Here is a 24498-nt window from a genome sequence, read left to right on the forward strand (position 1 = left end):
AAACGGAGGCTATACAATGGCTGATGAAACTAACATTATTTTGCAAAGTGATGATCCTGAATTAGGTAACATTCAAATTGCACCTAATGTTCTTGAAATTATTGCTGGTGTTGCAACTACTGAAGTAGACGGAGTTAACCGGATGCGCAGTTCACTTGCCACCAGTTTAAACGAATTAATTGGTAGAAAAAAGGAACACGGTAAGGGAGTTAAGCTTTCTTACAACGCTGCTCATGAATTGGTAGTTGATATTGACGTTTTCTTGAACTATGGGGTTTCTGTTCCCAAGGTTGCCTTGGAAATTCAAGGCCAAGTTGAACAACAATTATACTTTATGACTGGACTTAAAGTCTCAGAAGTCAACGTTCATGTTCAAGGGGTTGTTCCTGAAAAGACTGAAAGTTCAGTTGACCCTAATAATCCGTTTGCTAACGATGACACAGAAAATGGTGAAACTAGTGGAAATTAATCGTCACAAGATTCGTGAAATTGCGTTTCAAACGCTGTTTGCGATGAATACCAACGCTAAAACTGATGTAAATGATTTTTACGCAGTGATTACCGATGGTAAATATGGTCAGGATGTTCCTGAATATTTAACTACAGTTGTTTCTGGCGTAGTTGAACATAAAGCTGAATTAGATGCTTTAATTGAAGATAACCTAACTAGTGGTTGGTCAATTTCTAGAATTGCTAAGACTGATTTGATTATTATTGAGGTGGCATTATTCGAAATGAAGTATGTCGATGATGTTCCTGCCAAAGTAGCAATTAATGAAGCCATTGAATTAGCTAAGAAGTTCAGTGATGATCGTTCAAGAAAATTTGTTAACGGGATTTTGTCACACGCCCATGAAGAACTGGTAAAATAGATTTACGAACTTGTAAATCTATTTTTTTATACATAAAATTATCTAAAGGAGTGGTTTGATTGGCAACATTAATTGACGGAAAGAATTTAGCGAAACGGTTAAACGAAATGACCGCTCAGCGAGTTGAAAAGTTGCGCACTAGTCATGATATTGTCCCTGGACTAGTGGTAATCATCGTTGGTGCTGATCAAGCTAGTCAACGATACGTCCGTAATAAACATAGAACTGCACAAAAGCTGGGTATTAATTCCACAATCAAGGAATTATCAAGTGATGTGTCTCAAGAAGAATTACTAACATTGATTCGTCAATTTAATGATGATAAGACTGTTAACGGCATTCTTGTACAAGATCCGTTGCCAAATCAAATTGATGAAAAATTAGTTACTAAAACTATTGCTCCAGAAAAAGACGTTGATGGTTTTCATCCTGAAAACGTTGGTAAACTATACTTAAACGACAATTCTAATTATCCAGTTGCATGTACGCCCAAGGGTATTATGACAATGTTTTCAGAATATAATATCGATTTGATGGGTAAAGATGTTGTGATGATTGGTCGGAGTGCAATCGTGGGTAAACCAATGGCTGCATTGATGTTGAATGCCGGAGCTAGTGTTACCATTGTCCACCGTCATTCTAAGGATGTAGCTAGTTACACTAAAAATGCCGATGTGATTGTTTCGGCCACTGGTCATTTGCACACTGTAACAGCTGACGATGTTAAGCCGGGAGCAGTAGTAATCGATGTCGGCCAAAATATGAACGAAGATGGTCACTTAGTGGGTGATGTTGATTTTGATGATGTCGAACCAAAGGCATCATTTATTACCCCAGTTCCTGGTGGCGTGGGTCCTATGACGATTGCTACTTTAATGCAACAAACTGTCGATTTGACTGAATGGAGTCTTTTGCGTGAATAACGAGTATTTAACAGTTACAGCACTAACTCAGTATCTTAAGAAAAAGTTTGATTACGATCCGTATCTAACTAAGGTATATTTAACAGGGGAAATATCTAATTTTCGTTTACGGGCTAATGCTCATCAATACTTTAGTTTGAAGGACAACAACGCTAAAATTAGTGCAATTATGTTTAAGTCAGCTTTTAATAAGTTAAAATTCACTCCTGAAGAAGGTATGAAAGTTCTAGTAGTTGGTCATATTTCATTGTATGAACCAACGGGAAGCTACCAAATATATATTGAACGAATGGAACCAGACGGCGTTGGCCAACTATATCAAGCGTATGAGCAATTAAAGAAACGCTTGGATGCTGAAGGCTTGTTTAGCCAACTTAAGCGACCATTAGTTAAATATCCGAAGAGAATTGCGGTCGTCACTTCACCAAGTGGTGCGGTTATTCGGGATATTATTACTACTGCCCGTCGCCGTTATCCCATTGCCCAAATAGTGTTATTCCCGGCGTTAGTTCAAGGAACTGAAGCTAGTAACGATATTGTTCGACAAATTAATCGGGTCAATCAATATGGTGATTTTGATACTTTGATTATTGGTCGTGGTGGTGGTTCAATCGAAGATTTGTGGCCATTTAATGAAGAAAACGTTGCACGAGCTATTGCGACTAGCGATATTCCCGTGATTTCTTCAGTGGGTCACGAAACTGATACCACGATTGCGGATTTAGTGGCCGATGTTCGAGCAGCCACACCAACTGCCGCTGCTGAATTAGCGGTTCCTAAATTAGACCAAGTATTATTGGATATTAATAACAATCAAAACCGTTTGATGAATGCTGCATATCAGTTAATCAAGCAAAACCGGTTAAGATTAGTCAAACTCCAAGAAGCGGCTGTTTTCAAATCTCCTCAGAGAATTTATGAAACTTATGCGCAACGAGTTGACTTATTGACACAACAGTTAATTGCCAACAACAATCAAAATCTTAACCGAGTCCAGACTCAATATAATGAATTGAATAATCGATTGAAAATCACTGCACCAACTAATCGAATTGATCAGCTGAAACAAACAGTTGAATCTATGAATTTGCGAATGGCGCAATCAGAAACATTGCGATTATCAGAAATCAAAAAACGATACCAAATTGCGGTATCATCATTGGATCATTTGAGTCCACTAAAAATCTTAGCTCGTGGGTATTCATTTACCACTGATAAAGATGAAAAATTGATTTCTTCTGTTGATCAAGTTCAAATGGGCGATGAACTAAACGTTCACATAAATGATGGAACATTCACAGCAGCTGTAACTAAAATTACTGAGGACAAGCGAGAGGAAAAAGATGGCAGATAGTAAAACTTTTGAAGAAAAGATGCAGGAATTAGAAGTTATTGTAAATGAATTAGAGCAAGGTAATGTACCCTTGGAAGAATCGATTACTAAGTTTAAGGATGGTATGCAACTAAGCGAAGATCTGTCCAAAACATTAACTACCGCAGAAAAGACCATGGCCAAGATTATTGATGATAGCGGTAAAGAATCAGCATTTGAAACTTCAGGAGACGACACGACAGACAATGATCAACATTAAACAATTTGAAGATGAATGGATACCTAAGATCAATCACTTATTAGAAGAGCAAGTTGCTGTTGATGGTACGCAGGTTCAACTAGTGTCCGCAATGCAATATTCCGTGGATGCTGGTGGTAAAAGACTGCGACCATTGTTAGCTTTGGCAACGTTGATTTCACTTGGCCAATCTGTAGAAAAAGACACATTAAAGGCAATATCAGCTGTTGAACTATTGCATACTTATTCATTGATTCATGATGATCTGCCAGCAATGGACGACGATGATCTTCGAAGAGGTAAACCTTCCAATCATGTGGTGTACGGTGATGCTTTGGCAACCTTAGCAGGAGATGCTCTTCAAGCGTTGGCTTTTCAATGGGTGAGTGACAATCAGCTTCTGCCAGAAATCAAAAGCGAGTTAGCTTTAAAATTAGCCATTGCTTCAGGTCCAGCTGGAATGGTAGCAGGCCAGGCTGATGATGTTTTAAACGAAAATCGTCAACTAAATGCTGATCAACTGCGAATTTTACACCAAAACAAAACGGGCGCTTTAATCCATTACTCTGTTGAATCTGGATTGATTGTTGGTGGTTTAAAGCCAAGTGAGCGTCAGCAATATCTCAGATTTGCGGATGATTATGGCTTAGCTTTTCAAATTTATGATGATATATTAGATGTAACCAGTAGCCAGGAAACACTTGGCAAGCCTGTTCATCAAGATGCCGGCAAGAATACATATCCTAATTTATTTGGTATGGAAGAATCAAAACGGCGCTTGAAAGCAACAATTAATGACGCTTTAGACGCTTTGAATCAGATTCAAAATGATCAGGGCTATGACACAGAAATTTTAAAAGCGTTATGTGGATACTTTAAGATTGAGGAAATATAATTAAATGGAAAAACAACGTGTAGATGTTTTATTAGTTGAACAAGGATTATTTGATACCCGAGAAAAGGCCAAACGAGCAGTGATGGCTGGTGAAGTCTTGGGCAAAAATGAAGAAAGACTCGATAAACCGGGTGTCAAAATTCCAGTTGATACGGAGTTGCATATTAAGGGCAAGCCAATGCCATACGTTAGTCGTGGTGGCTTAAAATTGGAAAAGGCTCTTAAAGTATTTAACGTAAGTGTTGCTGATAAAGTTGTTTTGGATATCGGTAGTTCAACTGGTGGTTTCACCGATGTGATGCTTCAAAATGGTGCTAAGTTAAGTTATGCCTTGGATGTTGGTAGTAATCAATTGGTTTGGAAGCTCCGCCAAGATCCTCGAGTAGTAGTAATGGAACATACTAACTTCCGTTACAGTAAAGTCGCCGACTTCACAGATGGCCAACCGGAATTCTCTTCAATTGATGTGTCATTTATTTCACTGAAATTAATTCTGCCAACTTTAAAAGATATTATTGTGCCTAATGGAGAAGTAGTTGCCCTGATCAAACCACAATTCGAGGCCGGTAAAGCCAAGGTTGGTAAGCATGGAATTGTCCGTGATCCAGCAGTTCACAAAGAAGTATTGAATACTATTTTATCGTTTGCAGTTGAAAGTGGTTTTGAAGTTGAAAACTTAGACTTTTCACCAATCAAGGGTGGCTCTGGTAACATAGAATTCTTAGTTTTACTAAAATCTGTTGAAGAACCATCAATTTCCGCAAATGTTTCAATTGAAAAAGTCATTGAAAACGCTTATTCTGAGTTAAAAAAGGACTAGGCCCAGGAGGTTATTATGAGAAAAAAGGATCGCCAAAGAATTATTCGTAGCTTGTTGTCAACAAATGACTTGGAAACTCAAGAGGACTTTGTGAAGGTTTTAGCGGATCAAAATGTTTGGGTGACTCAGGCCACGATTTCTCGTGATATTAAAGAAATGCAACTAGTTAAGGTTCCTTCTCCTAGTGGCGGTTATCGTTATAGCTTGCCAACGCAAAAGAACATCGATACCGAAAAAAAACTAGTTCAGTCTATTCAGGATTCTTTTGTCTCAATTGACACTCAGGATAAACTAGTCTTTATGAAGGTCTTACCTGGTAGTGGACCAATTATTTCAAGCTTGTTATATCAATTGAAGTTTGACGACGTTTTTGGCACGCTTGGTGACGACAACACAGTCTTAGTAATCTGTGTATCAGATCAAGCAGCAATTGAATTTAAAAATCGAGTAAACGAGATGCTTAAAGGCATCTAGTGAGAAGGTTGATTAATGTTATTAGAATTATCAATAACTGATTTTGCCATAATTGAACATTTGGATGTTGACTTTCAATCAGGGATGACAGTTCTAACTGGTGAAACTGGTGCAGGAAAGTCTATCATTATTGACGCAGTTTCGTTATTGGCAGGTTCCCGCGGTTCTAAGGATTTTATTCGAACTGGGGCTAAGAAAGCCATCATTGCCGGTAATTTTGTGCTGGATGAAAGTAACCCAACTTATGGTCTACTAGATGATTTGGAAATTGATCATGATGATGGTAGCGTGGTAATTGAACGTGAGTTATTTGAAAGTGGCAGAAACAGTTGTCGCGTCAATGGTCGTCTGGTTAACATTTCTACTCTTCGGCGAATTGGCGAAACTATCGTTGACATTCAAGGCCAAAATGACCACCAAGAGCTGATGAATCCCGAACGACATATTTCTTTGTTAGATGAATTTGGTGAAACTGAGCTAACTGATTTACTAACTGAATATCGATCTGAATACAGTAATTATTTAAAGCTCAAAACTGCTAGTGCTGAAAAAAGTCAAAACGAAAAAGCATGGGCTCAGAGATTGGACATGCTGAAATTTCAAATTAATGAAATCGATAGTGCCGAACTCTCTTCCGGTGAGGAAGAGGAGTTAATTGCTCAGCGAGATCGATTAAATAATTTCCAACGTATTCATGATGCCCTAGTCACTAGCTATGAAAGTTTGAATAGTGATGAGAGCAGTTCACTAGACGGTGTTGGTACGGCTATGAGTTCTATGCAGGCCATTGATGACCTTGATCCGGACTTTCATCAGATTTCTGAAGATATTTCTGGAGCATTTTACGCGCTACAAGACGCCGTTAATTCTTTATCAGATCAAATCAGCACACTTGAATTTAATCAAAACACACTGGATGAAGTGGAACAGCGGTTAAATTTAATTAATCAACTAGAGAAAAAATATGGTGATACTTTGAGCCAAGTACTTGAATATCGTAAGACGATTGGTGACGAGTTAGAACAAATGCAAGGTTCAGCTGCAGAAGATAGTGATCTAGCAGAACGTTTAGAGGCTTCTAGACAACAGTTGGTAGCGATGGCTAAGACAATTTCTAACAAGCGCCTGGCAGTAGCGGTCGAGCTGAAGAATGGTGTTCAACATCAATTAGCAGATCTATATATGGAAAAAGCAGTGTTTGAAGTCCACATTGAGCCAACTAAGGAATTAACTAGAAACGGGATGGATGCGGTTGAATTCTTCATCCAAACTAACCCCGGTGAAAAGTTATTACCATTGGTTAAGTCAGCTTCTGGTGGTGAATTATCGCGAATCATGCTTGCTTTGAAGACGATATTTGCTAAAGCCGTGGGCGTGACATCAATTATCTTTGATGAAGTTGATACAGGGGTGTCTGGGCGGGTTGCACAAGCAATCGCAAACAAAATCTATACAATTTCAGCTAAATCACAAGTGCTATGTATTACGCATTTGCCACAAGTTGCTGCAATGAGTGATCAACATTACTTTATTTCCAAACAAGTATCTGGTGATCGGACTATGACTCATTTACAAGAACTTGATAAAAATGACAGTATTAATGAATTGTCACGAATGTTAGCTGGTACTGAAGTAACTAAGATTACTAGAGAGCATGCTGAGGAATTATTAAAACTTGCTAGTCATGAAAAGGAAGTTATCAGAAAAAATCTAAAGTAATTTATATCAAAAAAGGCACCAATCATCTTGTAGAAACATTGATGATTGATGCCTTTAAAGTTATCGTGATGTTAAGCCAATTTACGAATAGCAGTCAATTCACTTAAAAAGAATAGTTTTGACAAATTAGTAGCCCGTTCTTGGATCAAGTAGCGGTCGTTACCTAAATGGAGTAGGTTGCCACTTAGAGCAATAGTATCATCATTAAAAGTTACTGTTACGGGAAAGTCTCTAGCGATTGCTTGATCAGCAAAGTATTGTAACTGTTGCCGTGGCATTTGTGCCATGTGTTGGTGAGAAGGTAGGACGTTCAATAATTTCTGATAATTCTGCTTAACGTTATTCGTGATATCGGTTAAATATGATTGATTGTTTTGCATTTTATAATCACTCCGAACATTTGTTTGTGTTTTCATTATACGAACTAATGTTCTGAATTGCAACCGGCAATTTGAAATGAAATTTTGCCCCCCTTGTCAAAACAGTCATTTAGAGAGATAATTATTGTTATTATTAAAAAGATGAAGGGATTTTTCAATGACAAAAAGAGGAATGTTAATCGTCCTATCTGGACCATCCGGAGTTGGTAAAGGGACTGTTCGTAAGGCACTATTTGATGAACCAGATATTGATTTTGAATATTCAACATCAATGACTACCAGAAAACCCAGAGATGGTGAAAAAGACGGGGTCGATTATTTCTTTGTTTCTAAAGAACAATTCGAAGACAATATTCAAAATGGTGAAATGCTTGAATACGCCAAATACGTTGACAATTATTATGGTACGCCATTAAAATATGTAAACGAAACATTGGAATCCGGTAAGGATGTCTTTTTGGAAATTGAAGTTAATGGTGCCATGCAAGTTCGGGCAAATTGTCCAGATGCAGTATTCGTATTCTTGACTCCGCCAGATTTAATGGAATTAAAACACCGTTTAATCGGTCGCGGAACTGACGATATGGACGTCATTAACAAACGGATCCAAACTGCTGTGTCAGAAATTCGCATGATGCGTAATTATGACTATGCAGTTTTAAATGATGAAGTTAATAAGGCGGTCGACCGTATTAAGTTGATTATTCGAAGCGAAAGACTTAAGGTTACTCGTGTGATGCCAGATTATGAATCTATGTTAGGAGATAATTAATATGTTACTATACCCATCTGTTGATAAATTATTGGACAAAATTGATTCTCGTTATTCATTGATTGCTTTAGCAAGCAAACGAGCTCATGAGCTTGATGCTGGAGCTAAACCATTGCTTAACGAATACAAATCACAAAAATCAGTTGGTAAAGCTTTGGAAGAAGTTGAAGCTGGCCTATTGAAGATTGACGAAAACGAAAAAGATTACGACTAAGCTTGATGGTAAACCGAGAATTTAAACGTTCTCGGTTTCTTTTATTTTGGTCACCTTTGTTACAATTGAATTGATAATAAATTAGGTGGTGAATGGGATGTTTTCAAATAAACGAGTAACATTGATCGTTACGGGTAGCATCGCAGTATATAAATCAGCAATTTTAGTAAGAGAGTTAATTAAGAATGACAACCAAGTTAGGGTAATTATGACCAAGGCGGCAGCAAAGTTCGTCACGCCCCTAACTTTTCAAACATTAAGTAAACAACAAGTCATCATTGATGAGTTTCAGGACTATGATGTCGATAAAGTTTTACATATTGATATTGCCGATCATACGGATGTGACAATTGTTGCTCCAGCGACGGCAAGCATCATTGGTAAAATGGCCAATGGTATTGGAGACGACGCTGCCAGCACTGTTTTATTGGCTAATCATGCACCGTTATTTGTCGTGCCGACGATGAATTCAAATATGTTAGCCAACCCTGCTAATCAACGAAATCTAGCTCAATTGCAAGCTGATGGTGTAAACATTATGAGTCCTGCTACTGGATTTTTAGCAGAGGGTTATAATGGTAAAGGTCGGATGCCAGAACCCACTGATATTTTAGAATGGGTAAATGGCGTTTTATTGCCGGAGCAAATTCTTAAGGGCAAACATATCATTGTGACTGCTGGTGGAACCAGGGAGGCAATCGATCCAGTTCGATACATTACCAATCATTCATCAGGTAAAATGGGCTTTGCCATTGCCCAAGCTGCTGCAAATGCTGGAGCTGAAGTAAGTTTAATTGCTGCCAACACGAGCATCCCTGTTCCCAATGGAGTTGATTTCATCCCCGTAGTCACTGCCAAAGAGTTAGAGGCTGCTGTTATGAAAAGATTTACTTCAGCCGATGGTTTGGTCATGTCCGCTGCAGTTGCTGACTTTCGGCCAGCCGTCGTCGCAGATCACAAAATTAAAAAGACTAAAGATAATGACAATTTGACGATATCAATGGTCAAGAATCCTGACATTGTCAAACAAGTCGGTGCCATCAAGCAGCCACAACAATTCGTCGTGGGCTTTGCTGCTGAGACCAATGATTTATTGGCCAACGCGACTAAAAAGATTCAGTCCAAAAATTTGGATTTGATTGTGGCCAATGATGTGGCTAATTCCCAAATTGGCTTTAACTCTGACCAAAACCAAGTCACCTTTATGTGGCCTGATGGTCAGACTAAAAAAACTGTAGTTGAATCCAAAGCAAAAGTGGCGGATGAATTAATTCAAATTATCGCTAAACTTTAGATTGGAGGGACGACCTTGCAAGTTGCGAAGGTTATCGTAGATGTACCTAGTCGACAAACGAATAAGCCATTTTCATATTTAATTCCAGATAACCTAAGTAGTGCCATTCTTGTGGGCATGCGCGTCCAGGTTCCATTTGGTCACCGGAAAATTACGGGGTTCGTGATAGAAGTCACTGACCATGTTGATTTTGACGGTAAACTAAAACCAATCGATTCAGTTATCGATTTGACACCCGTTATTAGTCCTGAATTAATGAGTTTGGCCATCAAGATGAGTGAAACAACCTATGCTTTTTTAATTAGTTGCTTACAAACTATGTTGCCAGGTGGCATGAAGGCTTCAATGACCAAAAAAATTGTTGCTACATCACCACAAGTAATTGCTGACAACGAAGAGTTGTTTCATGGTCAATCAGAAGTGCAACTAGCTTCAAATACTAATCCGCAGACAACTAGCCAAGTGCTGTCACTAATCAAGCAGGAACTAGTAACTGTCGACTACGATTTAAAACGGTCTGCGTCAGCTGTCGAATTATTAGGTGTCCAGGCGGCTATGTCCGTTGAACAACTGACATCTGAATTGACTACTGTCCGTGCTAATGCGACTGGCCAGCAACAATTATTAAAAAAGTTAATTGGCCATCCAGAGACCAATTTTGTCCAAGCTGATTTAGTCAAAGAAGGCATTTCTGCCAGCACGGTCAAAACCGCTGTTAATCGTGGGTGGGCACAAGCCACCAAGATACATCAAAACCGTGATCCATTTATGCAACCAGTTAAGCCTAGTCAACCACTTGAATTAAATAAGGACCAACAGGTAGCGGTCGATAAAGTTACTGACGCAATCAAGGCTAATCTAAATGAGTGCTTCTTACTTGAAGGTGTTACTGGTTCGGGTAAGACTGAAGTTTATTTACAAATTATGGACTTAGCATTGAAGCAAGGCAAAGCGGCTTTGATGTTGGTGCCAGAAATCACATTAACTCCACAAATCGTTAACCGAGTTCGTTCACGATTTGGTAATCAGGTGGCGATGCTTCATAGCGCGATGTCAAACGGTGAACGATATGATGAGTGGCAACGAATCAATCGTGGTGAAGCTAAAGTTGTCGTAGGTGTTCGTTCAGCTATTTTTGCACCCATTAACAACTTAGGTGTGATAATTGTCGATGAAGAGCACGATGCCAGTTATAAACAAACGGATAATCCGCGGTATCAAACTAGGGATGTTGCCAAGTTCAGAGCTGAGTATAACCATTGTCCAGTGGTTCTTGGTAGTGCCACACCTTCATTAGAATCACGAGCACGAGCCCAAAAGGGTGTTTACCAATTACTTAGGTTGCCACACCGGATCAATGATCAAGTTTTGCCCAAAGTTGACGTGGTTGATATGCGAGAAGCAATGAAGCATTCCAGTTCATTGCTAGCGCAAGCACTACAAACTAAAATCTCCGAAAAATTAACCCGCCATGAGCAGGTTATCCTTATGCTTAATCGTCGAGGTTACGCCTCATTTTTGATGTGTCGAAGTTGTGGGTATGTGCCTCAATGCCCTAATTGTGATATTTCATTAACTGTTCATAAGGGCAGTCATTCATTGAAGTGCCATTATTGTGGTCATGAAGAGCCCATTCCAGAAGCTTGTCCTCAATGCCAAAGTAAGAAGATTCGTAGTTTTGGTTATGGTAGTGAACAGCTAGAAGAACAAGTTCACAAGTTATTTCCTAGTGCTAAAACACTAAGAATGGATGTCGACACGACTAGAAAAAAAGGAGCTCATGAACGGATTATCAACGCCTTTGCCAATAAAGAAGCAGATATTTTGTTAGGAACCCAAATGATTGCTAAAGGACTAGATTTTCCGGATGTGACATTAGTTGGTGTACTGAATGCAGATTCAGCATTACAGTTCCCAGATTTCAGATCTAGTGAGCGGACTTTTGAACTACTAACTCAGGTGGCTGGACGAGCCGGTCGGGCCGATAAGACTGGTGAAGTGGTTATTCAAACATATAACCCTAATCACTATGCGATTCAGTTATCGCAACGCCAAGATTATGAAGCTTTCTATCAAAAAGAGATGGGTATTCGTCGAATCGGTAAGTACCCACCATTTTATTACACGATTAAAATCACTGGGAATTCCAAAAACGAGCGGACAGTGTTGAGTCAAATGCTGTCACTGACGAATTATCTTAAGGGTCAATTAAGTAACCAAGCAATTCTATTAGGACCAACTCCGAAGATGATTACTCGAATCAACAATCATTATTATTATCAAACCATCATTAAGTACCGGTTTGAGGATCAACTAAAGCCGGCATTAGATAAAATTTTGACTGAATCACAAAAATTAAAGGATGTTCAGTTATCGATAGATAATGAACCCTTAGACTTTATTTAGGAGGAAACTATTTTGACATCTGTTGTATTTATGGGAACCCCCAGTTTTGCAGTTCCAATTTTAAAAGGTCTAGTTGAACAGGACTACGACGTGTTATACGCAGTCACACAACCTGACCGCCCCGTTGGAAGAAAACACGAATTGAAAAAGACCCCGGTCAAACAAATTGCTGAAGAATTTGATATTCCGGTGTTAGCACCGGCCAAATTATCCGGTAGCGAAGAAATGGCCACAATCATTGATGCTAATCCTGATTTGATTATCACGGCGGCTTATGGACAATTTTTGCCAACCAAGTTACTGAATGCGGTAAATATCGCGGCAATCAATGTCCATGGTTCCTTACTACCTAAATATCGGGGAGGAGCCCCTGTTCAATATGCAATTATGAATGGGGATGAGCAAACCGGTATTACGATTATGTACATGGTAAAGAAGATGGACGCTGGAGATATTTTAGCTCAGGAAGCCATCGACATTGAAAACAACGACGATACTGCATCGATGTTTGACAAACTTAGTTTAGTGGGTCGAGATTTACTACTTGAGACACTACCAAAAGTAATTTCAGGTGAAATCAAACCCATCCCTCAAGTTGAAGATGAGGTAGTTTTTAGTCCCAATATCAAACCAGAAGAAGAGGAGCTAGATTTCTCTCAACCTGCCTTTTTAGTTGACGCCAAAATCAGAGCACTTAGACCTAATCCTGGTGCCTACACAGACATTAATGGCAAACGAGTTAAGATTTGGCAGTCTGCCGTCGAAGAACAGGTTACTGAACTTGCCCCTGGTACGGTAGTATCAAAGAGTAAACATGAATTACTGATTGCGGCTGGCGATGGCACTGTCTTATCACTATTAGTCGTTCAACCAGCAGGTAAACCCAAACAAAAAATAACTGACTACTTAAATGGTGCTGGACAAGCACTTCAAGAAGGTCAAAAGGTGATTAACTAAATGAAAATCGATTCAAATAATCCAAGAGAATTAGCAATGCAAACATTAGTCTTGACGGCTAAGGGAGCTTATTCAAATCTCCAAATCAATTCAGTTCTTGAAAAATCAACGATGAATGTTGAAGATCGGGCCTTGTATACAAATATCGTGTATGGTGTCTTACAACATATGCTAACTTTTGAATACCAATTAGCTCCATTCTTGAAAGACGCCAATGATACCGAAGACTGGGTCAAAGAACTCTTATACACTGCCATATATCAATTGGAATATCTTGATCGAGTTCCTAAACGGGCAATCTTTGATGAAACTATTAAAATTGCTAAGCGAAATGGGCATGACGGTATTCGTCGAATGGTAACTGGTGTTTTGCATGCCATTGACAGAAAAGGACTTTTAGACCCAAGCAAAATTAATAATCGTCCTGAAAGAATTTCCATTCAAACCAGTGTCCCCGTCTGGTTAGTTAAAACTCTTGACGAGCAATTAGGCAAAGACAAGACTGAAGCAATTTTGCGGTCTATCAACCATCCCGCTAAGCAATCAATCAGAATGAACCAACATGCTGATATGCCTAAAGATGAAATCGTTGCTACGTTAGAGGAAGAAGGCTTTAAGGTTTCTGAGAGCCCTGTCGCTACCAGCGGATTAATTCTTCAAGGTAAGTTAGCAATCAATAGTCAGTTGTACAAAGATGGCATTATTACTATTCAAGATGAAAGTGCTATGTTACCTGTTGAATCAATGACCATTTCAGGTGATGATAATATCTTAGATGCTTGTAGCGCCCCAGGAGGTAAGACTACTCAAATCGCTGAACAATTGAGTTCAGGGATGGTAACTGCTTTAGATATTCATGATAAGAAGTTGAGAGTAGTTAAGCGGAATGCCCAACGAATGGGTCTAGATGACAAAGTAACTACTTTAGCTTTAGATGCCCGAAAGGTCGACGAAAAGTTTGCTGATGAAACTTTTGATTCAATCTTAGTGGATGCTCCCTGTTCTGGCTTAGGGTTGATTCGCAGAAAACCTGAAATTCGTTATTCAAAGACTCTAGCTGATTCAGAAAAGCTAAGTAATATTCAACAAGAGATTTTGACTGCTGTTGCACCAAAGGTCAAAGTTGGTGGTACGATTACTTATAGTACTTGTACAATTTTGAACCAAGAAAATCAGGATGTGGTCGATAACTTCTTGGCTAGTCATCCAGACTTCTCTTTAGTCACTGTGGCAACTAATAGAGACTTATCTGCTAATATTGATAACAAATTATTAAAAATTTACCCTGACGACTATAAATCTGATGGCTTTTTCGTAAGTACTTTACGAAGAGATAAATAATGGAGTTGATTTAAGTGAAGATCGCCTATAATTCGGTAATTGGCAAAGTTCGTGATAAAAATGAAGATGCAGTTGGCACTTTTAAGAATCAGGCGGGGGTAACCTTAGCTTTACTTTCTGATGGTATCGGTGGCAATAAAGCTGGTGAAGTTGCCTCTCAATTAGTAGTTTCTAATTTAGGGAATAGTTTTGCCAAAACTGATCTGGCATCGATTGAAGATGCCCAGGCCTGGCTAGACCAAGAATTAAATAAAGTTAATGACGTGATCTTAGCCGAATCCAATACGGATACGAACCTTAAGGGAATGGGGACAACATTTGTTGCTGCGTTGATTTCTGGTGCCGACGGTTTTATTGCTAATATTGGTGATAGCCGGGGATACTTATTTTCTCATGGTCAACTTCAACAGGTTTCAGAAGACCATTCATACGTTAACGAACTGATTAAGACTGGTAATCTAACTCCTGATGAGGCCAAGAATAATCCATATAAGAACATTATTACTAAAAGTTTAGGGATCAATGATGCCTCGACCGCTGATTATATAGGTTTTCAACTTCAGGATAATGATCAAATTTTGCTATGTAGTGATGGATTGACCAACATGGTCGATGATGACACCATTGCTCGGGTATTAGGCGAATCAACTTCAGTTAAGGAAAAATGTGAAAAATTAATTACTTTGGCTAACGATAATGGCGGATTGGATAATATCACCGTTTTAATTATGAGCTATGAATCGGCAGGTGATACTGATGAATAGCGGTTATGTATTGAATGGGAGATATAAAATTATCTCCCGACTCGGCGAAGGTGGTATGGCAGATGTTTATCTGGCACAAGACCTGATATTAGACCGAAAAGTCGCTGTTAAGCTTTTACGCTTAGACTTTAGGGACAATCCTAAAGCCAAACGAAGATTTCAAAATGAAGCATTAGCTGTTACCCAACTAAATAATTCGCACATCGTCGGTGTGTATGACGTTGATGAAGTAGAAGGCATGCAGTACATCGTAATGGAGTGGGTCAATGGTGAAGATCTTAAGGACTATATCAAGGATTATTCACCCATCCCTTATGCGACAGTTGTCGATATTATGGAACAAATCTGTAGTGCCGTGGGAGAAGCTCACCGTCACGGTATTATCCATCGTGACCTGAAACCACAAAATATCTTAATTAATGGGGATGGCTACGTAAAGATTACTGACTTTGGTATTTCTCGAGTTACTAACGAAGATACTATGACGCAAACTAGGTCGATAATCGGTTCAATTCACTATTTGTCTCCTGAACAGATCAAGGGATTAATGGCAACTAAACGTTCAGACATTTATTCATTGGGAATCATTCTCTATGAATTGTTGACGGGTAATGTGCCATTCGATGGCGAAACGGCTGTTTCAATCGCCATCAAGCACTCTCAGGAGTCGATTCCATCAGTGAGAGACATTGACCCTAAAATTCCGCAACCGCTTGAGAACGTCGTTTTAAAGGCCACTGCTAAGGACCCTAATGATCGGTACGATTCAGTTGATGAATTAGCTGATGATTTAAAGACATCACTTTCTCTGGATCGTCTTTTAGAACCTAGATTCGAACCGAATCCTAAAGACAACAGCAATGATAAAACTCGGGTGATGCCATTCTCACCTCTTCAATCCACTGGTTTAAATTCAGATAAGCTAGCAGCTAAGGCGGCTCCTGAAGATAGTCAGGATCATGAAGAAAAGTCTGATGATACACCAAAACAAAAGTCTAAAGACAAAAAGCCCAAAAAGCGCCGTCATCATCGCCGTCGATGGCTTATCTTGGGTGGCTTATTAATCATTTTAATAATCTTTGGTGTGTTGATTGCTACGGCTAATGGTCGAACAAGAGTACCTCAGGTAACTGGATTAACTGAAAGTGATGCTAAGCAGAGTTTATTAGATGCTCATCTAAAAGTCGGTAAGATAACTTATAAGAATAGTTATTCTATTGATAAAAACCGAGTGATCAGTTCTACTCCGGATGAAGGTGTGCAACTGCATAAACGTGATAAAGTTAACTTGTTACTTAGTTCCGGTGTCAGGACGGTTAAGTTAGATAATTACGTTGGCCAATCATACAATAAAGTAGCTGTCCGGCTTAAAAACCAGGGATTTAAAGTTAAGCGACGAAGTGCTCCTTCAAGTTCATTTGCAGCCGGTAAGATTCTTCAACAAAATTTCAATCCTAACAGGCATTACGATCCTAATAAAAAGACATTAACCTTTGTCGTGTCTACTGGAATCAAAGAAATCACGTTAAAAGACCTTACTGGGATGACTAAAGATCAGGTGGTTGATTACACTAACAAGGTGAAATTGAATCCGACATTTGATTATGCTTATTCAGACGATGTCCCTAATGGTGAAGTTATTAGTCAAACACCAGCCGCTGACGAACAAGTCCAGCAGGGTAGCAGTATCATGGTTTACATTTCTCGAGGTAAGAAAACTTCTAATGATTTAAAGAGTTTTAGTACTAAGGTAACGATTCCATATCGAGATGATTCTAAGTCGATTACTCAATCAAACAATGACAGTTCCATCAGTTCAGATAGTACTTCTGGATTAACAGGAGATCCTGTTGGAAATAGTTCTTCGTCATTAGATGATCAGAGTTCATCTCAATCTAAAACAGAAAACGTTATTTTGATATATCTTAAAGATCATGATCATGATTTATCTAAAGTTTATAAACAGATGGTAATTTCCCGTGATACTACGGTCTCATTACCGTTTGAACTTACTAAAGACGAAATTGGTAAGTATAAAATCGTTCGGGATGGCAAGACGATATTACGGGATAACAACATTACTTATCAAATGCACTAACAGAAGTTAATGCAAAATCGAATCACTTCTCTTATAATAAAAGGGAAGTGATTTTTTATCGAGGTGATCAATTGGCAAAAGGCAAGATTTACCAATCCTTAAGTGGATTTTATGATGTGTTGTCAGATGATGATAATGAGATTTACCGGACTAGAGCTAGAGGTAATTTTAGGAAGCGGGGATTGACGCCGATAGTTGGGGATGAAGTTGAGTTTGAAGACGGGTACATATTAAAGCTGCTACCCAGAACTAATTCCTTAGTTAGACCGCCAATCGCCAATATCGATCAGGCAATTGTGACCACGGCTGTTAAACAGCCGGATTTTTCTAGTAATTTACTTGATCGAGAATTGTTGGCCTTAGAGGTTGCTGGTATTCAACCAGTGCTGTACTTTACTAAGACCGATCTGTTAAGTGAAGCTGAGTTAAAGCGATTTGAAGTGATCGCTGCAGGATATCGTCAGATTGGCTACGACGTTGTACTTCCTAAAACAGCTTTTTCAAAAGAATCACTAGCTGAAATCGAGAAGTTACTTTCCAGCAAGGAAAACGTGATTATGGGGCAGACTGGTGCTGGTAAATCAACTTTACTGAACCATATCACTCCACAACTTAACTTGGAAACAGGAGAGATTTCTGCAGCTTTAAATCGTGGTAAACATACCACCAGAAAAGTGGCATTACTAAAAGTTGGTGACGGACTGGTTGCTGACACTCCTGGATTTTCTTCTTATGATCCCATTCAGTTAGACGCTAGAGATTTGGGACAGTATTTCCCAGAATTCAAGCGAGCATCCGCTAAATGTCGTTTTAGAGGTTGCGTTCACGTTAATGAGCCTGACTGTGAAGTTAAGCGAGAAGTCGAGACAGGCGAAATTATGCAATCCCGGTATGACAATTATCTCCAAATCTACACTGAAATCAAAAATCGCAAACCAAATTATAAAACAAAGTGAGGAATTATTATGATTAAAGTAGCACCTTCAATTCTATCAGCAGATTATTTGAATCTTCAAAAAGACATTGAGACCGTTGAAAAGGGTGGGGCAGAATACTTGCACATCGACGTGATGGATGGAGCATTTGTTCCTTCAATCTCATACGGTCCCGGTTGGGTAAAAGCGATTCGTAAAGTTTCAAATATGGTTCTTGACGTGCATATGATGGTTGAAAACCCAGAAAGATACGTTGACGAATTCGCCGATGCTGGTGCTGATATTATCGGTGTTCAAGTTGAAGCTACTCAACACATTCACAGAGCACTTCAAATGATCAACAACAAAAACGTTGGCGCAGAAGTAGTTATTAACCCAGGTACTCCAGTTTCAGCAATCGAGCCAGTTCTTCACATGGTTAAGCAAGTATTAGTAATGACTGTTAACCCTGGTTTCGGTGGTCAAAAATTCCTTCCAGAAACTGTTGCTAAAATTTCTGAATTAAACGAAATTAAAAAGGCTCGTGGCTTGGATTTCGATATTGAAATTGATGGTGGAGTTAATAACGAGACTGTTGTTGCTGCCGCCAATGCTGGTGCAACAGTTGCTGTTGCTGGTTCATATGTATTTGGTTCAGATGATCCTGTAGCAAAGGTTAACGCAATTAAGGATGCCACAAAATGAAACGCCTAAATCTGCTAGTTGGGGGACCAACTGACTTATGGCCTGACAGTTTATCCAAGGGTCAAGTAGCGGGTAATTTTATTGGCATTGATCGCGGTAATTTACATTTGATCAATTTAGGTATTGATCCAATAGTGGCAATTGGTGACTTTGATTCTTTGAAGCCCAATGAATTAAAGCTCGTCAAAGACCATGTAGCTGACATTCGTCAGTCGATTCCTGAAAAAGATGACACGGATACTCAATTGGGGTTGAAGGTGGCTTTTGAAGAACTTGGGGCGGATGAATTAGTCGTTTATGGTGCCACAGGCGGTAGAATAGATCATTTTCTAGCCAATTTATGGATGGTTTTAGAACCTCGATTTAATAAGTATGCGGATAGAATTAAAATGATTGATCGCCAAAATAGTATTTCTTTTTTCTTACCAGGAAAATATACTATTGAAAAAGAAAATGATAAAAAATATTTGGCATTTGTTTGTTTAACACCGATGAACTCGTTGACTTTATATGATGAGAAATATCAATTAAATGATTATCACGTAACACAACCCACATCGTGGGCTAGCAACGAATTTGTTGGCCCACATGCTTCATTTGAATTTGATAGTGGGGTAATGTGTGTCATTCAAAGTGCTGATTTAAAGTAATAAAAAGATCGTGAAAAGGCAAATTATGCCCGTTCACGATCTTTTTAGTGTACAATCAGTCCTGTTAATTATGATTGAAATAAAATGAATTCAAAAAAAGTGCTAATAACATTATGTTATTAGCACTTAACTTTAGTAGGTCAACAGGCGATTAAACGCGAGTAACTTTACCAGATTTAAGAGTTCTTGCAGAAATCCAAACCTTCTTAGGCTTGCCGTCAACAAGGATACGAACTTTTTGCAAGTTTGGCTTCCAGCTACGACGACTAGAATTCAAAGCGTGTGAACGCTTGTTACCAAAACGAGTACGTTTGCCGTTAATAAAATCTTTTGCCATGGTTAACAAATCCCCTTTCTCATCGGTTTAATATTAACATTCTGATTTGTTCCACCCTAGTAATTTATCATAGTTACCCCTGCATTGCAATACTTTTCTTTCAAGTGATTTTACTTGACACTCAATTTTAAGATTACTAGTTTGCTTTGGTTTTTTGGTTGATTGTGGTAACATTAACTATCGTTAATGGTGTTACACATTATTTTTTCAAGGAGGCTGTATATTCATGGCCGTTAAAATTAAGACAAAATTCGGTACAGTAGATATTGATAATGACGTTATTGCTAACGTTGTAGGTGGAACAGCAACTGATAACTATGGTGTTGTCGGTATGGCTAGTAGAAACCAATTTCGGGATAATGTCAACGACATTTTAAAAAGAGAGAACTTCTTTAAAGGTGTCGAGGTTAAACAGAATGATAACCAGATTACCATCGATGTATATATTGTGGTAAGCTATGGTACTAAAATCTCAGAAGTTTCAAAGAGCGTTCAATCTAAGGTCAAGTATAATTTACAACACATGCTTGGCGTTTCTGCAAACTCGGTTAACGTTATCGTTCAAGGCGTTCAAGTGTTGAACTAATAATCGAACTTGCATAGGGAGGAAAATTAATTGAAAGTCACCAAGATAACCAATACCGAATTTACGGCAATGGTTTTAGCCGCATCACAAAAATTAGATAAAAATGCGGAATTTATTAACTCTTTAAACGTTTTTCCAGTTCCAGATGGCGATACTGGTACAAACATGAACTTATCACTTAGAAGTGGTTATAAATACGTTAATGAAAGTGTCAGTACTAGCGTGTCTGATTTAGCTAATGCATTAGCTAAGGGATTATTAATGGGAGCACGAGGAAACTCTGGCGTGATCCTTTCACAAATTTTCAGAGGATTTTCTAAATCAACTGAAGGTAAAACTGAGTTAAGTGCTCAAGACTTAGCTGATGGATTTATTGCTGCCACCGAGACAGCTTATAAGGCAGTTATGAAGCCAACTGAAGGAACTGTCCTTACAGTTGTTAGACTTGCTGCTCAAGCTGGTAAAAAGGCCGCAGGCACCACAGACGACGCCACAGTCGTAATGGATGCCATCTATGAAAACGCCAAGGACGCACTGGCTAAGACACCTGATTTATTACCTGTTTTAAAGCAGGTTGGGGTAGTTGATTCCGGTGGCCAAGGATTGACCTTCGTTCTTGAGGCTTTCGATGATGTATTAAACGGCAAAACAATTGATGATGAAGCTTATCAACCTGATTCATCTGAAATGGATGAAATGATTGATGCAACTCATCATCAAAGTGTTCAAAGCCAGTTAGATCCTGATGATATCGTTTATGGTTACTGTACAGAAATCATGGTCAGAATTGGCCGTGGTAAACAAGTTGATCATAAATTTGATTATCAAGAATTCTATGACTATTTAGCTAAACTCGGCGATTCATTATTAGTAGTTAACGATGATGAAATCGTTAAAGTCCATGTTCATACTGAACATCCAGGTAAAGTAATGGCTTGGGGACAAGAATTTGGTGATTTGGCCAAAGTTAAAGTTGATAACATGCGGATGCAACAAGAAACGATTATCGAAAACGATGACCAACCTGCTGCACCAGCTGTTGCTACAGAAGAAATCCCTGATACAGCAGTGATTTCAATTGCTAGTGGTAAAGGAATCGCTGAATTGTTCAAAAGCTTAGGTGTTACAAATATCTTAAGTGGTGGACAAACCATGAATCCAAGTACTGAAGATATTGTCAAAGCAATTGAAGCCACCAAGGCCAAACGAGCAATTGTATTACCTAACAACAAGAACATTTTCTTGGCTGCTGAACAAGCTGCTAAAGTTGCTAAGGTACCAGTTGAAATCGTTCATAGCCAAACTATTTCTCAAGGAATTACTTCAATGCTTGGCTTTAATCCAGATGCTTCACTTGCCGATAACAAGTCAGAAATGGAAGCTAATTTGGATACAGTTGTTTCAGGCCAAGTTACCAATGCCATTCGTGATACTGAAATTAATGATGTTCAGATCAAAAAAGGCCAATTCATGGGAATTATCGATGGCAAAATAAAATTAGTTAATGACGATTTACTTGAAACAACAGTCAGCATGATCAAAGACATGCTTGACGATGACAGTGAAGCCATCACAATCATTTGGGGAGAAGGCGCCAGCGCTGACTCAGCTCAAAAAGTTGCAGATGCAATCGAAGAGTTCGACGATGAATTAGAAGTAGAAGTTCATGAAGGTGACCAACCGGTTTATCCGTTCTTGGTTTCTGTTGAATAATATTTAATTTTAAGTTTGGCAATTGCCAAACTTTTTATTTGGATTGAAAGTAGGTGATTTCTTTGGAATTGAATGATCCCGTAAGTGTCTTAACTGGCGTTGGTGAAAAGAAAAGTGTTGCCTTAAATAAGTTGGGGATTAACACTGTCAACGACTTGTTAACGTATTTTCCTAGACGTTATGATGATTTATCAGTTAAGGATCCGCAGAGTGCCGAAAGTGGCCAAAAGGTAACTATTAGGGGCATTGTAGTTACAGAACCAACAGTTTCTTTTTTTGGTCGCAAAAAAAGTCGACTAAAATTCGCTTTAAAAATTAACGATTTAACGTATCCGGTAACTTTTTTTAATCAACCTTGGCTAAAAAAACAATTGACGGTTGGTAACGAAATCTCTGTATACGGAACTCTCGATGTTGCTCGTCAACAAATCAATGGCATGAAGGTCATTCAACAAGATCTCGGTGCCAACTTTGATTCTGTTTATCCTGCCACCAAAGAAGTCAAACAGTCGACCATTAAAAAGTTGATCAAAACTGCTTTTGATGAATATGAAACAGTGATTCCAGAAGTGTTACCTCAGGATTTACTGAATAAATACCGTTTAGAATCTTTTCATAACATGATTCAAAACGTTCACTTTCCTAAATCACCCAAAGATGCAGATAAGGCGTATCGAACTGCTAAATTCATGGAATTCTTTTTATTTTCAATGAGAGTTCAACAATTGAAACAGTCACAACGTAAAATTAATAAGAATAGTGAAATTAAATATCACGATAGTCTAGTCAAACAATTTATTGATAGACTGCCATTTGATTTGACTGATTCTCAATTAAAAGTTGCTGACGAGATTTTGAAAGATTTAAATAGTCCATACGCTATGAATCGGTTACTTCAAGGTGATGTGGGTAGTGGTAAAACAGTTGTAGCTGCTATTGCAATTTTGGCTACTATTTCTGCAGGCAAACAAGCGGTAATTATGGCACCAACAGAAATTTTGGCAGAGCAACATGCAGAAAATTTAGCAAATCTTTTTGCTGATTTTGATGTTAATATTGCCCTATTAACTGGTGCAACTTCAGCTTCTGCTCGGAGAAGCATGCTACCGAATATTGAAAATGGTGAAATCGACTTAGTGGTCGGAACGCATGCATTATTTCAGGATTCAGTTAATTATCATAATTTAGCCTTAGCGGTTATCGATGAACAACATCGTTTCGGCGTTAATCAGCGACAAGCTATGCGTCAAAAGGGTGTTGGTACTAATGTACTCGCTATGACAGCCACTCCAATTCCCAGAACATTAGCTATTACTATGTATGGTGATATGGACGTTTCAATCATCGATCAAATGCCAAACGGGCGAAAACCAGTCAAAACGACTTGGATTTCCTCGGCTAAAACTAACAGTGCACTTGCATTCTTGAAGAAACAATTATTGGCTGGCAAGCAAGCTTACGTGGTGACTCCGCTGATTGAAGAATCCGAAGCAGTTGATATGAAAAATGCAGTGGCCATTTTTGAACGATTTCAATCAATTTTTGAGCCAGAATTTAAAGTTGGGCTGCTTCATGGCCGAATGTCTAACGACGAGAAAAATCAGGCAATGGCCGATTTTTCTAACAAAAAATTTGCTGTTTTAGTTGCAACTACTGTTATTGAAGTTGGAGTGGACGTGAAGAATGCGAATACAATGGTTATTTTTGATGCTGATCATTTTGGTATTTCTCAACTTCATCAGCTTCGAGGACGAGTCGGTAGATCAAGTGATCAAGCATATTGTATTTTGATTGCTGATCCGAAAAACGAAAATGGTAAAAAAAGAATGAAAATCGTATCTGAAAGTTCTGATGGTTTTTATTTATCACAAAAAGATTTAGAATTACGTGGTCAAGGTGATATTACTGGCAAGCAACAATCTGGGGCCCCTGATTTCAAGGTGGCTGATCCAGTTGAAGATTTAAACATTCTAACCGTTGCTAATCAAGAAGCACAGAGAATTACTTCAGAAAGTGATTGGCAAAGAAAACCTGAAAATGTACAATTAGCTAAGTATTTAAAAATGAACCAACCCATCTTTGCGGATTAAGTG

25 protein-coding genes are annotated in these 24498 nt (G+C 38.6%); 23 read left to right on the forward strand and 2 right to left on the reverse strand.

What is annotated here, in order from left to right:
- Window positions 1–16 precede the first annotated feature (16 nt).
- From O0236_RS05035 to recN, 9 genes are read left to right on the forward strand one after another with little or no spacing between them, the layout of a single operon-like run.
- Window positions 17–469, forward strand: a complete 453-nt coding sequence (locus O0236_RS05035; RefSeq protein ID WP_268913017.1) for an Asp23/Gls24 family envelope stress response protein — start codon at window positions 17–19, stop codon at window positions 467–469.
- Complete coding sequence (nusB, locus tag O0236_RS05040; protein ID WP_268913307.1) at window positions 459–872, forward strand: transcription antitermination factor NusB; 414 nt, start codon at window positions 459–461, stop codon at window positions 870–872. The genes O0236_RS05035 and nusB overlap by 11 nt, the downstream gene beginning before the upstream one ends.
- A 59-nt stretch (window positions 873–931) precedes the next feature.
- Window positions 932–1795, forward strand: coding sequence for a bifunctional 5,10-methylenetetrahydrofolate dehydrogenase/5,10-methenyltetrahydrofolate cyclohydrolase (locus O0236_RS05045; RefSeq protein WP_268913018.1), 864 nt, complete (start codon window positions 932–934; stop codon window positions 1793–1795).
- A complete protein-coding gene (gene xseA, locus O0236_RS05050) occupies window positions 1788–3149 on the forward strand; it encodes an exodeoxyribonuclease VII large subunit (protein WP_268913020.1) in 1362 nt (453 codons plus the stop codon). The genes O0236_RS05045 and xseA overlap by 8 nt, the downstream gene beginning before the upstream one ends.
- The gene (locus O0236_RS05055) at window positions 3139–3387 is read left to right on the forward strand and encodes an exodeoxyribonuclease VII small subunit (protein ID WP_268913021.1); all 249 of its coding nucleotides are present in this window, start codon (window positions 3139–3141) and stop codon (window positions 3385–3387) included. The genes xseA and O0236_RS05055 overlap by 11 nt, the downstream gene beginning before the upstream one ends.
- Window positions 3374–4261 (forward strand): polyprenyl synthetase family protein, encoded by an 888-nt coding sequence (locus O0236_RS05060; protein WP_268913022.1) that lies wholly within the window; start codon window positions 3374–3376, stop codon window positions 4259–4261. The genes O0236_RS05055 and O0236_RS05060 overlap by 14 nt, the downstream gene beginning before the upstream one ends.
- Window positions 4262–4265: 4 nt before the next feature.
- Window positions 4266–5081 (forward strand): TlyA family RNA methyltransferase, encoded by an 816-nt coding sequence (locus O0236_RS05065; protein ID WP_268913023.1) that lies wholly within the window; start codon window positions 4266–4268, stop codon window positions 5079–5081.
- Window positions 5082–5096: 15 nt separating this feature from the next.
- Window positions 5097–5555, forward strand: a complete 459-nt coding sequence (locus O0236_RS05070; protein ID WP_268913024.1) for an arginine repressor — start codon at window positions 5097–5099, stop codon at window positions 5553–5555.
- Between the two features lie 15 nt (window positions 5556–5570).
- On the forward strand, window positions 5571–7274 hold the full coding sequence (recN, locus tag O0236_RS05075; protein WP_268913025.1) for a DNA repair protein RecN: 1704 nt from the start codon (window positions 5571–5573) through the stop codon (window positions 7272–7274).
- A gap of 71 nt (window positions 7275–7345) precedes the next feature.
- On the opposite strand, the gene O0236_RS05080 is transcribed toward recN, so the two are convergent.
- Window positions 7346–7654 carry a hypothetical protein gene (locus O0236_RS05080; RefSeq protein ID WP_268913026.1) on the reverse strand — a complete coding sequence of 103 codons (309 nt, stop codon included), beginning with the start codon at window positions 7652–7654 and terminating at the stop codon, window positions 7346–7348.
- A gap of 157 nt (window positions 7655–7811) precedes the next feature.
- On the opposite strand from O0236_RS05080, the gene gmk reads away from it, so the two are divergent.
- From gmk to O0236_RS05135, 11 genes are all read left to right on the forward strand, one after another.
- Window positions 7812–8426, forward strand: a complete 615-nt coding sequence (gene gmk, locus O0236_RS05085; protein WP_268913027.1) for a guanylate kinase — start codon at window positions 7812–7814, stop codon at window positions 8424–8426.
- 1 nt (window position 8427) lies between these two features.
- The gene (gene rpoZ / locus O0236_RS05090) at window positions 8428–8640 is read left to right on the forward strand and encodes a DNA-directed RNA polymerase subunit omega (protein WP_268913028.1); all 213 of its coding nucleotides are present in this window, start codon (window positions 8428–8430) and stop codon (window positions 8638–8640) included.
- A 97-nt stretch (window positions 8641–8737) separates the two neighbouring features.
- Window positions 8738–9934 (forward strand): bifunctional phosphopantothenoylcysteine decarboxylase/phosphopantothenate--cysteine ligase CoaBC, encoded by a 1197-nt coding sequence (gene coaBC / locus O0236_RS05095; protein ID WP_268913029.1) that lies wholly within the window; start codon window positions 8738–8740, stop codon window positions 9932–9934.
- Between the two features lie 15 nt (window positions 9935–9949).
- On the forward strand, window positions 9950–12340 hold the full coding sequence (gene priA, locus O0236_RS05100) for a primosomal protein N' (RefSeq protein ID WP_268913030.1): 2391 nt from the start codon (window positions 9950–9952) through the stop codon (window positions 12338–12340).
- A 12-nt stretch (window positions 12341–12352) separates the two neighbouring features.
- Window positions 12353–13297 (forward strand): methionyl-tRNA formyltransferase, encoded by a 945-nt coding sequence (fmt, locus tag O0236_RS05105; RefSeq protein ID WP_268913031.1) that lies wholly within the window; start codon window positions 12353–12355, stop codon window positions 13295–13297.
- The gene (gene rsmB, locus O0236_RS05110) at window positions 13298–14638 is read left to right on the forward strand and encodes a 16S rRNA (cytosine(967)-C(5))-methyltransferase RsmB (RefSeq protein ID WP_268913032.1); all 1341 of its coding nucleotides are present in this window, start codon (window positions 13298–13300) and stop codon (window positions 14636–14638) included. It abuts the gene before it with no gap.
- 14 nt (window positions 14639–14652) lie between these two features.
- Window positions 14653–15402, forward strand: coding sequence for a Stp1/IreP family PP2C-type Ser/Thr phosphatase (locus O0236_RS05115; RefSeq protein ID WP_268913033.1), 750 nt, complete (start codon window positions 14653–14655; stop codon window positions 15400–15402).
- Window positions 15395–17500 (forward strand): Stk1 family PASTA domain-containing Ser/Thr kinase, encoded by a 2106-nt coding sequence (pknB, locus tag O0236_RS05120; protein WP_268913034.1) that lies wholly within the window; start codon window positions 15395–15397, stop codon window positions 17498–17500. The genes O0236_RS05115 and pknB overlap by 8 nt, the downstream gene beginning before the upstream one ends.
- A 71-nt stretch (window positions 17501–17571) precedes the next feature.
- The gene (rsgA, locus tag O0236_RS05125; RefSeq protein WP_268913035.1) at window positions 17572–18456 is read left to right on the forward strand and encodes a ribosome small subunit-dependent GTPase A; all 885 of its coding nucleotides are present in this window, start codon (window positions 17572–17574) and stop codon (window positions 18454–18456) included.
- Between the two features lie 9 nt (window positions 18457–18465).
- Window positions 18466–19119, forward strand: coding sequence for a ribulose-phosphate 3-epimerase (gene rpe, locus O0236_RS05130; protein WP_268913036.1), 654 nt, complete (start codon window positions 18466–18468; stop codon window positions 19117–19119).
- Window positions 19116–19769, forward strand: a complete 654-nt coding sequence (locus tag O0236_RS05135) for a thiamine diphosphokinase (RefSeq protein ID WP_268913037.1) — start codon at window positions 19116–19118, stop codon at window positions 19767–19769. The genes rpe and O0236_RS05135 overlap by 4 nt, the downstream gene beginning before the upstream one ends.
- Before the next feature lie 151 nt (window positions 19770–19920).
- Here O0236_RS05135 and rpmB read toward each other — a convergent pair whose 3' ends face one another.
- Window positions 19921–20106: a 50S ribosomal protein L28 gene (gene rpmB / locus O0236_RS05140; protein WP_125008138.1), complete on the reverse strand. Its 186-nt coding sequence runs from the start codon at window positions 20104–20106 to the stop codon at window positions 19921–19923.
- 226 nt (window positions 20107–20332) lie between these two features.
- Here rpmB and O0236_RS05145 point away from each other — a divergent pair, with 226 nt between their 5' ends.
- The 3 genes from O0236_RS05145 to recG all read left to right on the forward strand — a co-directional run bounded on the left by O0236_RS05145 (window position 20333) and on the right by recG (window position 24495).
- The gene (locus tag O0236_RS05145; protein WP_125008139.1) at window positions 20333–20692 is read left to right on the forward strand and encodes an Asp23/Gls24 family envelope stress response protein; all 360 of its coding nucleotides are present in this window, start codon (window positions 20333–20335) and stop codon (window positions 20690–20692) included.
- 30 nt (window positions 20693–20722) lie between these two features.
- Window positions 20723–22405: a DAK2 domain-containing protein gene (locus tag O0236_RS05150; protein ID WP_268913038.1), complete on the forward strand. Its 1683-nt coding sequence runs from the start codon at window positions 20723–20725 to the stop codon at window positions 22403–22405.
- A 62-nt stretch (window positions 22406–22467) separates the two neighbouring features.
- Entirely contained in the window at window positions 22468–24495 is a 2028-nt protein-coding gene (recG, locus tag O0236_RS05155; protein ID WP_268913039.1) for an ATP-dependent DNA helicase RecG, read from the forward strand.
- The last annotated feature ends 3 nt before the right edge of the window (window positions 24496–24498 follow it).

This window comes from Lentilactobacillus sp. SPB1-3, from assembly GCF_026913205.2.
GTDB lineage: Bacteria > Bacillota > Bacilli > Lactobacillales > Lactobacillaceae > Lentilactobacillus > Lentilactobacillus terminaliae.

What these genes read in the sequence shown, in the direction of transcription:
- O0236_RS05035 (WP_268913017.1), top strand. Translation starts at nt 17, where the DNA reads ATGGCTGATGAAACTAACATTATTTTGCAAAGTGATGATCCTGAATTA.
- O0236_RS05055 (WP_268913021.1), top strand. Translation starts at nt 3,139, where the DNA reads ATGGCAGATAGTAAAACTTTTGAAGAAAAGATGCAGGAATTAGAAGTT.
- O0236_RS05060 (WP_268913022.1), top strand. Translation starts at nt 3,374, where the DNA reads ATGATCAACATTAAACAATTTGAAGATGAATGGATACCTAAGATCAAT.
- O0236_RS05065 (WP_268913023.1), top strand. Translation starts at nt 4,266, where the DNA reads ATGGAAAAACAACGTGTAGATGTTTTATTAGTTGAACAAGGATTATTT.
- O0236_RS05070 (WP_268913024.1), top strand. Translation starts at nt 5,097, where the DNA reads ATGAGAAAAAAGGATCGCCAAAGAATTATTCGTAGCTTGTTGTCAACA.
- recN (WP_268913025.1), top strand. Translation starts at nt 5,571, where the DNA reads ATGTTATTAGAATTATCAATAACTGATTTTGCCATAATTGAACATTTG.
- O0236_RS05080 (WP_268913026.1), bottom strand. Translation starts at nt 7,654, where the DNA reads ATGCAAAACAATCAATCATATTTAACCGATATCACGAATAACGTTAAG.
- gmk (WP_268913027.1), top strand. Translation starts at nt 7,812, where the DNA reads ATGACAAAAAGAGGAATGTTAATCGTCCTATCTGGACCATCCGGAGTT.
- rpoZ (WP_268913028.1), top strand. Translation starts at nt 8,428, where the DNA reads ATGTTACTATACCCATCTGTTGATAAATTATTGGACAAAATTGATTCT.
- coaBC (WP_268913029.1), top strand. Translation starts at nt 8,738, where the DNA reads ATGTTTTCAAATAAACGAGTAACATTGATCGTTACGGGTAGCATCGCA.
- rsmB (WP_268913032.1), top strand. Translation starts at nt 13,298, where the DNA reads ATGAAAATCGATTCAAATAATCCAAGAGAATTAGCAATGCAAACATTA.
- pknB (WP_268913034.1), top strand. Translation starts at nt 15,395, where the DNA reads ATGAATAGCGGTTATGTATTGAATGGGAGATATAAAATTATCTCCCGA.
- rpe (WP_268913036.1), top strand. Translation starts at nt 18,466, where the DNA reads ATGATTAAAGTAGCACCTTCAATTCTATCAGCAGATTATTTGAATCTT.
- O0236_RS05135 (WP_268913037.1), top strand. Translation starts at nt 19,116, where the DNA reads ATGAAACGCCTAAATCTGCTAGTTGGGGGACCAACTGACTTATGGCCT.
- rpmB (WP_125008138.1), bottom strand. Translation starts at nt 20,106, where the DNA reads ATGGCAAAAGATTTTATTAACGGCAAACGTACTCGTTTTGGTAACAAG.
- O0236_RS05145 (WP_125008139.1), top strand. Translation starts at nt 20,333, where the DNA reads ATGGCCGTTAAAATTAAGACAAAATTCGGTACAGTAGATATTGATAAT.